This window comes from Streptomyces sp. XY431, from assembly GCF_001279805.1.
GTDB classification, from domain to species: Bacteria; Actinomycetota; Actinomycetes; order Streptomycetales; family Streptomycetaceae; genus Kitasatospora; species Kitasatospora purpeofusca.
In genome coordinates, this window is the sequence record NZ_LGDO01000124.1 from 1 (window position 1) to 12,008 (window position 12,008).

Genomic DNA, 12,008 nt, shown 5'->3' on the forward strand with positions numbered 1-12,008 from the left:
GATGGTCGCGGTCACCGCCTATCCGATCGCGTACGCGATCTACCTCTCACTGCAGCGCTACGACCTGCGGTTCCCGGGCCAGGCCCGCTGGGTGGGGTTCAGCAACTACTGGGCCGTGCTGACCTCGCCCTTCTGGTGGCAGGCGCTCTGGGTGACGGTGCTCGTCACGGTGGTGTCGGTGGCCGTCGAACTGGTCCTCGGCATGGCGTTGGCGCTGGTGATGACCGGCCACACCACCGACGCACAGCGCACCGCCGCAGGCATCGCCCCAGGCGTCCTCGACACCGAGGAGTGCCGCGTGTTCGTCCTCAAGGCATCCTCGCGCACCGACCGAACAGCCGTCATCCAGCAGTGCCAGAACGCCGTCGGCTCCACCGCCCTCGTCAGCGCCTGCCCAGCCTTCCCCGACGAGGTGATCGTGGTGGCCCCCAACCGGAGCACCGACCACGATGTCCTCGACGGCCTCACCGAGGTGGCCCAGTACGCCCCCCGCCGCTTCCTCGGCGGCAGTTGCGTCCACCGGCTCGCCGACACCGACCAGGCCTACCTCGACGCCAGCCGCGCCCTCACCGTGGCCCGGCGCGTTCCCTCCCGGGTCCACCTCTACATCACCGAGATCCAGCTCGCCCACGTCCTCGATGTCCGCGCCTGGTCCTGGTCCCAGACCTACCTGGCCCCCCTCCTGGGACTTCCCGAGGACCGCCGCAACCACCTCCTCCCGGCCCTGCGCCTGGGCTCGACTTCCAGCCCGCCGCAGCCGCCAGGATCCTGGGTACCCACCGCAACACCGTCGCCCGCCGCCTCGGCGAGGCCGCCGACCTCCTCGGCACCGACCTCCAGGACATCGGCCACCGGGCCGTGCTGGGCCTCGCACTGGAGATCAGGTCCCGCCGCCTCCACCGCGTCCAGCCCGACACCGAACCCGTGGAGATCAACCAGCTCCTCGACACCGACGAAGTGCGCCGCTGGGCCGAGCAGTTCCTCCACCCACTGCGCACCGACCGCAAGCCGCTGCTCACCACACTGGCGGCCTGGGCACGGGCCAACACCCGCATCGAGACCGCAGCTGCGGAACTCGACATGAACGCCGCGACCGTCCGCTTACACCTGCGCGACGCCGAACGCCTGCTGCAGCGCCGCCTGCTTATCGCCGCTCCCTGCGACGCGGACACCGAACCGGACATCGCAGGAGCCCATGACGTCGTCCTGGCCCTGGCGACCCTGTGCGACGACATTGTCCGAATATGACGACAGCACGCACGTGAGCACGGCACACCCGGCCCTCCGCCGCCCGACACGGGGCCGCGCGCCTCACGCTGATCGCCCGGGCCACCGGCGGCACTGACTGCCTGTGGATCCGAGGGGAAGGACACACCAGCCCCGCCACCGCCGACCGCTACGCCTGGACCGCCGCGGTCTTCCCTGTCAGATCCGCGTGTTGAGAAAGATCACCCACGTGCGGAACACCGCTGCTCTGGTGAGGCGTCCGATCGCAGTGCCACGGCCGTACTTTTGACGAAACCGGGGACAGCGGCGCTGCGCTTCTGGTGGAGTGAGGTGGTGAAGGCGCCGGTGCAGGTGCAGGCGCGTGCTCCGGTTCGGACTGATCCTTCAGGGGGAGCGATGCTGTCGGAGGCAATGACTGCGCTGGCTGCGGCGGGAGGCACCGCGGTGGTGCAGGCCGCAGGCACAGACGCATGGACAGGGGTGCGCCAGCAGGTGGCCCGTTGGTTCGGCCGGGGAAATCCGCAGCGCGAGCACGCCGAGCTGGAGCGCCTCGACCAGACCGCGGGCGAGCTGGAGGCGGCGCGGCCGGCCGAGCTGGAGCGGGTGCGTATCCGTCAGGAGGCGGCCTGGCAGGGCCGGATCGAGGCCCTGCTGGAAAGTCTGGAGGACATCGAGCGGGCCCGGGTCGTCGATGAGCTGCGGACCCTGCTGGCCCAGCAGACCTCCCACCGCAGCGTGTCGGCCGACCAGAGCGGTCTGGCGGTGGGCGGGAACGTGGACGTCCGGGCCGACCACGGGTCCGCTGCCGCCGTGACCATGGGGAGTGTGACACTGGGAAACCCTTCCCGGCCGGGTCCGCACCAGGACTGAGCGCACCCGGCACCGCCCCGGCCGGGCCGACGCACAACTTCGGCAGCGTCTTCGCAGACCACGGCAGTATCGCCGTCGGCTACGCAGGGCAAGTCCACCACCATGCTGCGCCCCGCACGCCGACCGCCTGGCCGCACCAGGTCGGCGTGATCCCGCCCCGCGCCCTGTCGTTCCAACACCGGTCCGAGGTCGACCAGCTGCGGGCGGCGGTCCACAGCGGAGGTACTGCGGTGCTCGGCCAGGTGCTGACCGGAACCGGAGGGGTGGGCAAGACCCAGTTGGCTGCCGACTACGCCCGCAGCGCCTGGGACAGCGGCGCGGTCGACGTACTGGTGTGGATCAGCGCGAGCAGCCGCGCGGCCATCACGGCCGGCTTCGCGCAGGCCGGTGCAGAGATCCTTGCCGCCGACCCCAGCGCCCCTGAGCAGTCCGCGCGGGCCTTCCTGGCCTGGCTGGAACCGAAGGCCGGCCAGAAGCCGTGCCGGTGGCTGGTCGTACTGGACGATGTCGTGGATCCGGCCGACATACGTGGCTGGTGGCCGCCCGCCAGCCCGCGCGGACGTGTCCTGGTCACCACGCGCCGCCGCGAGGCCGCCCTGACCGGCGCCGGCCGACGCCTGGTGAGCGTCGGCCTGTTCACCCCCCAGGACGCCGCCGCCTACATCACGGCCGTACTTGCCGCACACGACCGCCACGAGCCCACCGATCAGCTCAGTGGTCTCGTCTCCGACCTGGGGCACCTGCCCCTGGCCCTGGCTCAGGCCGCTGCGTACATCATCGACACCGGTGTTACCTGTGCCCGCTACCGCCGCCTGCTGGCCGACCGGCTCGGGAGGCTGGCCGACCTGCTCCCCGAACCCGCCGCGCTGCCCGACGACCAAGCCGCCACGGTGGTGGCCACCTGGTCCCTGTCCATCGAACACGCCGACCGGCTCCGTCCCGCCGGCCTTGCCAGCCCCATGCTCCAACTCGCCGCGATGCTCGACCCCAACGGCATCCCCCCCGATGTCCTGACCGGCAGAGCCGCCCTCACCCACCTCTCCCGTCACCGCGCTTCTGGCCTCCGGCAACCGGTCCCCGCGACGACCGATGATGCTGCGGGCGCACTGCATGCCCTGCACCGGCTCAGCCTGGTCACCTACTCGCCGGGCCAGCCTGTCCGGGTCCACGGGCTGGTGCAGCGCAGTGTGCGCGAGCAGCTGCCGCCGCGGCGGCTGGCCCGGACGACCCTGGCGGCGGCCGACGCCCTGCTCGAAGCCTGGCCGGAGACGGAAACCGACTTCGCCACCGGCCAGCGGTTCCGCGCCAACGCGCAGACGCTGCGCTCGCACGACGAGGACCTGCTGTGGTCGGACCACGATGTCCACGGGGTCCTGCTCCGGCTCGGCCAGAGCCTCGGCCACGCGGGGTTCCTCAATGCGGTGATGGACCACTACCGGGAGCTCGCGGCCACCTCCGCCCGGAAGTACGGCCCCGGTCACCCCCGCACCCTTAGGTGCCGCAGCAATTCCCTCCGCCTGATGGCCATTGTCAAGGACCCTGCGGAAGCCGTGGCGGCGTACACGGAGCTGGTCGCGGACTGCGCGCGTCTGGCCGGGCCGGACGACCCCACCACCCTCGACGCGCGCGGTGCTCTCGCCGACGCCCGAGCCGCAGGCGGTGACCTGTCCGGTGCACTCGCCGCGTACGAGGAACTCCTTGCCGACGAGCGCCGCGTCCATGGTCCGTTCCACCACGACACCCTCAACGCCCGCGGCAAGATTGCCTCTCTGCACCACGCGATGGGCGATACGTCGCATGCCTCCGCCCTGTACGAGCGGTTGCTCGCCGACTGCAGGACGTACCTGGGGCCCTTCGCCGACATGACGGTGGGGATCCGCGGAGAGCTCGCGCGCCTGAGGGGGACGGAAGGCGATCCGGCCGGGGCCCGCGCGCTGTACGAGGAACTGCTCGCCGACCACTTGGCGGCGTTCGGCCGCGACGCGCCCCGCACTCTCGCGGTGCGGCATGATCTGGCGCACTGGCGTGCCGCCGCCGGGGACCCGGTCGGAGCCGCCGCGGACATGGAGGACCTGATCGCCGATACGGTGCGCGTCCTGGGCGCCCACCACGTCGACGTCTCCTACGCCCGCTACACACTGGGGCTGCTGCGCAACCAGGCGGGCGACACCACAGCGGCACCGGCCGGCATGGACGAGTCCGGCCGCGCGCTGGAGGAGCTGTTCGGGCCCGACCACCCTCTCGTCATCGACACCCGCTCCATGCGCCTGGGATGGCAGCACGCACTGCTGGAGAGCGATCCGGCCGCCGCCGTCGAGGTCATGAAGGAACAGACCGTCGCTCTGCGCGCCCGACTGGGCCCAGAACACCCTCGGGTGCTGGAATCCCGCCGCATCGTCCTGGACATCGAGGGCGTGATCGGCGATCCCGGCAGAGCAGCTGAGGAGTTCGCCGCGCTGCTCGCCGACTACCGACGGGCCCTGGGCCCCGAACACCCCCAGACACTGGTGACCCGCGCCATGCTGGCTCACTGGCGCGGCGAGGCAGGCGACCACTCCGGGGCGGTCGCCGAGCTGCGCGACCTGTTGGGGGACATGGTCCGGGTGCTGGGACCGCACCATCCGGAGACTCTGGAGGCCCGCGAGCTGCTCGCCCGGAAGCTGCACGCGGCAGGCGACACGACGGCGGCCGTCGCGGCATACGAAGACCTGATCGCCGTACGTTGCCAGGTATTGGGCACGGACCACCCGGACATCCTCAGACTGCGAATCGCCCTCGCCGACCTCCGTGCCGACGACGCGGAGGCGGACACGCTGATCCCGGTCTGCCAGGAACTGATCGCGGACTGCGCCCGGATCCTGGGCCCCGACCATCCCAGCACGCTCGACATGCGCCGCCGCCTCCTCGGCTGCCGGGCAGAAGCAGGTGACCCGGAAGGGGCAGCCGAGGAGTGTCGCGAGCTGCTCCGCGACTACGAACGGCTCATGCCGCCCGACCACATCGAGACCTTGCCTGTCCGCGCCACCTACGCCAAGCTGCTTGCGGACAGCGGAGACTTCGCTGGGGCGGCCACCGCGTACGAGGACCTGCTGCCGGCGGCCCTGAGGATGTGGGGCCCTGACCACTTCTGCTTGCTGATGATCCGCGGCTGCCTGGCCGAGGCGCGGGCCCGGCGCGACCGCGCCCCGGGTTACGGCTTTGTCGCCTTCGCCGTACTCTTCGACGACTGCCTGCGCGTCCTGGGCCCCAGCCACTCCACCACCGAGGCCACCCGAGCCTTTAGGGACGCCCTGCACCAAAGTGGCTCGGCGTTCCCGTCCACGACGTACGACAAGTTGCTGGGCCAGTACGGGAAGGCCGAGCGCTCCGGCCGTGCGATGCCCACCGCCGAGTAATCCCGTTGGCTGAGCTTGGCAGCCGGCTTCGCTGCGGTTCGACTCGAGCGGGTCTTCGCCTCCCACGCCTCCAGGTCGTTCCAACCCGGCAGCAGCTCCAGCCAGACGCCGGCGCAGCCGCAGGCCTCCGGCACTCAGAACACCTTCCAACCAGTCAACGAGTACCCCTTCGGATCGCCTTCAACAGGCACATCCAATAGGGAAGCGGTCTCCATGCCGACCCTCGGCCTGGCCGCCGCCCGCGCCTACGGCCTGACCTGGGAACGCCTCCTGCTCGTCGACACCCCGGGAGAGCGGTGGAGCGAGATCGCGTCGGTCCTGGCCGGCGCCTGCGAGGTCATTCTTCTCGGAAGCCGACCGGTTCCGGGTTTCTTGGGGTGCCGATGGTGGGAACCCGCAGCCGTGCCAGCTTCGAGAGGGTAGTCGTCCGTCAGGTCCGCGGTATCGAGCCCTTGCAGACGGTGCGCGAAGCCCGCCTCGACCTCTTCCGCGCTACAGCACCCGAAGCCCGGTTCTTCAGCCTCGGACAACGCAGTCCCATCGCCTGCGGGACAGCACTCGCAACAATGTCAACTACCCTGGCCCAGCCGCATAGCCCGTGCCCAAGACCAGGGGTCAAGCCAGGGCTCCGCCGTTCTCGCGGAGGGTCCTGTTTGATCACTACATGCCTTGTGCATCGATCCACGTTGGGTCACCCCTGTATGCCATGCGCGGCTGCCCGGGCTGACGAGACTGCCTCTCCGTGCGCGGACCAGTCCCTACGCGCGCATGCCGGCGGCGCCCACCCAGTTGATCCGAGTGAACGCCGCCCATGACTGCTGGCCCACCGAACGCCGTCCTGCGTCGCTTACCCTGCCTACGGGGCAGAGTTCAGGTGCCCGCCGAACGGTTCTCCGTCTTCAGCCCGCACTCACCAGCACCCGGACCATCCCGGTCCCGGTGAGCAGGCTGGTGAGTGCCTTGCCCACGATCGCGCCGGCTGCGCGTTCTTGCATGGTGACTCGACGGAGGTGACCGGGCGTCGCGGATGTGGTGAGTAGATCCCCGCAGCGGATTGGAGCCTCGGATGCGTCCGCCAGCGCCCAGAGCTTGCCCATGAGGGCGACAGGCGCGCCGCCTTCATGACGGTCGAGCACCAGTGCCGGGCGGACCCCGCACGCTCCGGAGACGATCCCGGCGACGCGTTGATCGTAGTCCTGCCCGCACGGCCGAATCCGCCCCTCGTCATCAAGGACCACCACGGTGCCCGGGCTGATCGAGGGGACGCTCATCGTCAGTTCCTCGGCATAGTCCGCACCTGGCAGGAAGACATCTCCTCTGACCTCGATGTTGCCCTCGACGAGGACGTTTCCCGCGAAGTGCCCGGCGTTGCCCTGATCGGCTTTCGCGAACAGGCCCGTACCCGTCTTGGTCACCGCGATGACGCCGGTTCCCTCGTCGCAGGTTCCGTACATGCCGTGGCCGCCTGGTACCGAGCTGATGCCGACGACGCCGCCGTGGTTGGGATTCTGAGACTCCCCGCGTACGCCCTCGCCGCCTTCCGAGCGGCCGGTCACGCCGTTGCCGATCTTGCTCAGCCCCACGACACCGGTGCCGTTGTCGGCTTGTCCCCAGACGCCCTGACCTTGCTCACCGCTATGCACACCGGTGACTCCGGACTTGCCGACGGTGGACGCGTTGCCTCGGACACCGTCGTTGAGATCGCTCACCCCCACGACGCCGATCGCGTTGGCGTCGGAGAAACCGTGTCCCCAGACACCGTTGCCGGTGCCTCGGCCGTAGATCCCGTTGCCGCTGCTCTCATTCACGCCTGCGACGCCGGCCTGACCGGTTGCGTGACTCAGCCCGAGGACGCCGTTCCACTGTGCGCTCTCACCCTTGATGCCGGGAGTCCCGGGATCTGACGTCGTACCCTCAACAGCGTTCACAGTCCTCACCTTCCAAAACCAGTGGATGGTCAAATACCTGGCCACGGCCTGTCACGCGGCCGCGCCGCACCATCAACCCCCGTTCAGTTCCCCCCGACGACGAGCCTTTCGTCCGCCGAGGCGACAGGTGGCCGCAGAGTGAGCCGATCAGACGTTGCTCAGCCACTGACGCAGCGAGGTCGGCCGCGCGAGGCTGACGTCGCCAGGCAGACGGCCGAATCTGCGTCCGATGGTGCGATCGAGCGACTGGCGTACCGACAGTTGCCTGCCGCCAGGCGGCGTGTGCGGGTTGTAGCCGTCGGTGCGCATGATGCAGAAGATCCGGGGCTCGCCATCGGGGTATCCGGAGCGGCTGACATCGACGCCGCCCGCAGTGTCGGTGATGTCGAACCGAAGGACCATGTCGTCCCTCCCGGGAAAGTTCGAGTCGCAGACCCACAGCTGCACGGTCTGGCCGCTCTGCTGGTACGCGTATGCGACGACCTGGTGATTCTTGCCGATATCGAGTGAGTCGGTCTGAATCAGTCCTATCGGAGACAATCTCCCGTTGTCGATGTCGGCCTGGATCTTGGGCCATTCATCCCGGTATGTCACCCAGGCGCGGCCTCTGGCCAGACCGGCGACCTGGAGGAACCCCTCATCCCCGTTGGGGTAGTGCGGTGACGAGTAGCCGAGCCATCGGTGACCGGAGCCGCCGATGTCGAAGCTGTCGAGCAGCCGGTCCCGGACGTAGCGGAAGAGTGGGTCCGCTTCCGAGGTTGGAGCTGTCGTCGTGGCAGGAGGGAGCTTTCCCTCGGCGAAGTAGTCCATCGTGGCGAACACCATCCCTCCACACAATCCGGCGTTGGCATGGGTGATGGGAAGCCATCCATCGTCCACCCTGACGATGCCCAGGGCCCCGGCGGCATCCACTCCAAGCTCATCGAGGAGCCGGTTCCAGAGAAAACCGACTGTCATCGCGGGCAGGTCGGCACTCCACGAGTTGGGGAACTGAAACCCGTTCACCGAGGGAACGAAGCCACGTACCTGGCGACGGACACTGTCTCGGAAGCTAATGGTGAGCCGGGCATCGCCGCCTTGACCACCGCTGTACGCCGCTGCAAATCCAGGCGGCGCCCAGACGTGAAAGGTGTTCCCATACTGCGACTCGACGAGCGGGCTATCGAAATGAACGTAGAGTTGCCGTCCTGGGTCGCCATCAATGTTGTACCAGACCCGGCCTTCCGTGCCCGTCGTTGGAACGATGACAAGATCTCCTTCGGCGCGCCACTCCGCAGTTGCGCCAGGCGCGACAGTGCCTACGCGCGACGGATACCACGGATCGGTCCACCCTCCGTGATCCAGTTCATCCCGGTCCCAAATGAGTGGCACAGGGGACTCGTTGCGAATCACCACCGACATGCGTATGCGTGACACACTGATCGCCTCAGCTCGCGGTGAATGAAGCGCGGACCGTTCCGCGCTCCTACGACAGTTCGTTAAAAGCCTTCCCGGCGACCGCACCTAGGCGTGCGAGGTCGGCAACGAACGAGCACACCCGGAACGCAATGCGTACGCCTGTCTTGGCCGGCACGGACCTTGCGATCGGCGCGCCAGGACGCTCCCGGCTTGGCTGTGCTCCTTTCCAGCCTGCGACTGGCCGAGCGACGCGTCAAATGCTGCGTTTCGCAGTGCTCGACGCCTCCCGGCAAGGGTGTTGTCTCGCGGGGTGTTCGGTTTGATTGCGTGAAACGGAGGGTGGTGAGCACACAGACGGCGTCGCGTGCGTGGTGGCGGAGGCCGGCGGCATGTAGTGCGGCCGGTCAGTCGGAGCGCGCCGATGGCCAGGTTACGCGGGGCGACAATGGCACGGGGAGCGTTCCCGCTCCGTACGCGGGAGGCATCCTCGTCGTAGGTCACATCCCTGACATCGTGGACCTTGCCCTCAACACCGCGGTGTTCATGCACTCAGCAGGCGATCTCGGCTCTGGCTGGGAGGGCCTCAACGGCTCCGGCCAACTCGGCAACGGCACCACCGGCGCCAGCAGCACCCCGGACCACGCTCACCGCGCTGACCGGCGTCGACAAGCTCGCCGCGCCGCTCGGCGGCGACTTCAGCATGCTGAACCCGAGCGGATCCGGCAGGGCGTGATCGCCTGTGGTCCGTCGGTCCGGCGATTCTTCCGGGAGGTCGTCGCCGACGGCCTGTCGGCGACGGCCTGTCGGCGGACGGTAGGCCGCCCCCGGGCGGCGATGCTGTTCGGTGTCGAGGTCGACCCCTGCTGGGACGGGCGGGGCTTCCTCGGGGACTTCTGCAACGAGGTCCTCCACCGGGACACCTGTCGGCCCGGCGCCGCCGACGGCCTCGTCCTGCTCGCACACCTCGCCGTCGGCGACCGGGTTCCCGCCCGGCAACGGTTCGAGGCTGTCCACCTGTTGTTCAAGGCTGCCACCGTCGCCGAACGGTGCCTCGCCGAGGCCTGGCCGGTCACCCCGAAGGACGCCGATCCCGACAGCGAGGCCCTGGCCCGCAGCTCGGTCCGCACCCTCACCCCGGGTCTGCTGACCCGTTGGCCGGCCGAATGCCCCGCGGTCCGGCTGGCTCTCGCCGGCCTCGCCGTCGTCTTCCCGACGGGCCGTACCCTGGCCGCCCTGACCCCGCGCCTGCAGGGCTTCGCGGACCGGTACCCCCGGGGCACCGGCATCGGCGACCACGTGCGGTTCGTCCTCGTCACGGCCGCACAGGACGACGGCCGGATCCTCGCGGCGACCGAGAGGTTCACCGACGCCTGCTGGACCGGAACGGTGCGCGGGGTGCCGGCACGGGCGCGAGCCCTCCACCTTCTCGGCCGGGTGCTGGCCGAGGTCGGGGCCAACCTCGCCCGGCACTCACTGCAGTAGTGTCCTGCAGCCGCGACGAGCGACGTCCCCGCTTCGCGGGGCGGCGCAAGCGACCCGGACGAGGCGTGAGCCGCCCCGGGCGCGACCGGGCGCGACCGGGCGCGACCGGGCGCGACCGGGGACGGGCAGGAGCCGTCGGCCTGCGGCGTACGGGGTTTCTGCGATTCCCGCGCGTGAAGCGGCCCCTGTTCGTACGATCGGCTCGGTCCGTGGCCTGCGGGGCGGATGCCGGCGGGGACTGCGAGGGCTGGGGAGGGTGTCGGTGGGCCCAGTGGGCTGGATCCTGCTGATCGTGCTGGTGGTCGGCGGCACGGTCCTCGGGGTGATGCTGCGCTGTCCCGGCGGCCGGCGGTACGCCTTCGGCCCCGACTGCACCGGGCAGCGGCAGGACCTGGACGCCGCCCGTGGCAGGCTTCGTTGCCTGGAGCGCGCGGCGGGCTTCGTGGTCTGGAGCGCGCGGCGGGCTTCGTGGTCTGGAGCGCGGGGTGGGCTTCGTGGTCTGGAGCGCGCGGCGGGCCGCGAACGCGATGCGGCCCGGGCCGAGGTCGAGGCCGCGAAGCGGGCCCGTCGGGACCGGGTCGGCCGGGCCCGGGCACATCTGGCCCGGCCGAAGGACCTCGGCCGGGGCGTGTCGAAGTCCTCGCTCGGGGACAGCCTGCGGCTGTACGAACACGCGCTGGGCGTGAGGGTGGACGGCCGCACCGTCGAGGACCCGCTGTCCGAGGTCTCGGTCCTCGACGACTGCTCGGGCAAGGACGCCCGCATCGACGTGGCTCTGCCGGACGGCCGCCGGCAGATGGTGACCGTCTCCCCGGAGGAAACGCCCGAGTCCGAGGTACGGAAGTTCGTGATCGAGGTGTTCAACGCCGTCGCCGACGCCAAGGTCTCCCGGGCCGAGCGGCCGGCACGGGTGCCCGAGGTCGAGGCCGAGGCCGAACGACGCGATCGCGGACACCGCCGCCCACGAGGAAGCCCCGGCCGCCCCGGCCGGTGGTGGCGGGGACAGCCGGGGTACGGGGCCGGGGGCGCCGCACGGTCGTCCGTGCGGCGCCCCCGACGCGGGGTGGCCCGTGGTCGTGGCCCGTGGTCGTGGCCCGTAGGCGGCGGGGCGGCCCCGCCCGTTCAACTCCCGGCGGCGATCCGGCCGTAGTCGATCCAGCCGGGGTTGTTGCGGCCGTCGCCGCCGTTGTTGAGGAACGCGGTGGTGGGGCCGGTGGTGACGAGGTAGTCGGCGTGGCCGTCGGCGTCGATGTCCGCCAGCGCCACGGTGCTCTGGTCGCTGGTGAGACCGGACGCGGTCCGTCCGTGGTCGCTCCAACCGCCGTGGCCGTCACCGCCCTTGTTCAGGAAGGTGGTGATCGATCCGTCGGGGTTGACCACGTTGTAGTCGGCGCGCCCGTCACCGTCGAAGTCGGCGAGGCGCAGTCGGCTGCGGTCGGTGGTGAGCCCGCCGGCAACCCGGCCGTTGTCCACCCAGCCGCCGTGGCCGTCGCCGCCCCGGTTGAGGAAGACGTTCACGGCGCCGCTGTCGGCGAGGGTGATGTAGTCGGTGCGCCCGTCGCCGTCGAAGTCCGCGAACGTCACCTGCGAGGGGTCCGCGGTCAGGCCCGTGGCGACCTGGCCCAGGTCGCTCCAACCGCCGCGCCCCCCGTCACCGCCCTTGTTCAGGAACACCCGCACCGACCCGTTGGCGTTGATCAACAGGTAG

General features: G+C 70.3%; 9 protein-coding genes and 1 pseudogene. 7 read left to right on the forward strand and 3 right to left on the reverse strand.

Annotation, left to right across the window (positions count from 1 at the left end; translation table 11 throughout):
- The 5 genes and pseudogenes from ADK60_RS48105 to ADK60_RS48420 all read left to right on the forward strand — a co-directional run.
- Positions 1–223, forward strand: a pseudogene (locus ADK60_RS48105) (ABC transporter permease); the annotation flags it as partial.
- Positions 224–351: 128 nt separating this feature from the next.
- Positions 352–1,248: a helix-turn-helix domain-containing protein gene (locus ADK60_RS48415; RefSeq protein ID WP_502687426.1), complete on the forward strand. Its 897-nt coding sequence runs from the start codon at positions 352–354 to the stop codon at positions 1,246–1,248.
- Between the two features lie 459 nt (positions 1,249–1,707).
- Entirely contained in the window at positions 1,708–2,097 is a 390-nt protein-coding gene (locus ADK60_RS15795) for a hypothetical protein (protein ID WP_353651749.1), read from the forward strand.
- A gap of 146 nt (positions 2,098–2,243) precedes the next feature.
- Complete coding sequence (fxsT, locus tag ADK60_RS15800; protein ID WP_199839676.1) at positions 2,244–5,492, forward strand: FxSxx-COOH system tetratricopeptide repeat protein; 3,249 nt, start codon at positions 2,244–2,246, stop codon at positions 5,490–5,492.
- A 213-nt stretch (positions 5,493–5,705) separates the two neighbouring features.
- A complete protein-coding gene (locus ADK60_RS48420; protein ID WP_502687425.1) occupies positions 5,706–5,915 on the forward strand; it encodes an ImuA'/RecA-like NTPase in 210 nt (69 codons plus the stop codon).
- Between the two features lie 476 nt (positions 5,916–6,391).
- Here the strand turns inward: ADK60_RS48420 and ADK60_RS44825 are convergent, their stop codons facing one another.
- Both ADK60_RS44825 and ADK60_RS15815 read right to left on the reverse strand, forming a co-directional pair.
- Positions 6,392–7,420, reverse strand: coding sequence for a hypothetical protein (locus ADK60_RS44825; RefSeq protein WP_159400450.1), 1,029 nt, complete (start codon positions 7,418–7,420; stop codon positions 6,392–6,394).
- A 147-nt stretch (positions 7,421–7,567) separates the two neighbouring features.
- Positions 7,568–8,821: a hypothetical protein gene (locus ADK60_RS15815; RefSeq protein ID WP_234371104.1), complete on the reverse strand. Its 1,254-nt coding sequence runs from the start codon at positions 8,819–8,821 to the stop codon at positions 7,568–7,570.
- Between the two features lie 726 nt (positions 8,822–9,547).
- Between ADK60_RS15815 and ADK60_RS15820 the strand changes: the two genes are divergently transcribed.
- A complete protein-coding gene (locus ADK60_RS15820) occupies positions 9,548–10,300 on the forward strand; it encodes a hypothetical protein (protein ID WP_053646635.1) in 753 nt (250 codons plus the stop codon).
- A 262-nt stretch (positions 10,301–10,562) separates the two neighbouring features.
- A complete protein-coding gene (locus ADK60_RS15825; RefSeq protein WP_159400451.1) occupies positions 10,563–11,450 on the forward strand; it encodes a hypothetical protein in 888 nt (295 codons plus the stop codon).
- On the opposite strand, the gene ADK60_RS15830 is transcribed toward ADK60_RS15825, so the two are convergent.
- The coding region (locus tag ADK60_RS15830; protein ID WP_199839678.1) for an FG-GAP repeat domain-containing protein at positions 11,423–12,008 on the reverse strand (586 nt) is incomplete at its 5' end. The two genes, ADK60_RS15825 and ADK60_RS15830, sit on opposite strands and share 28 nt — an antisense overlap.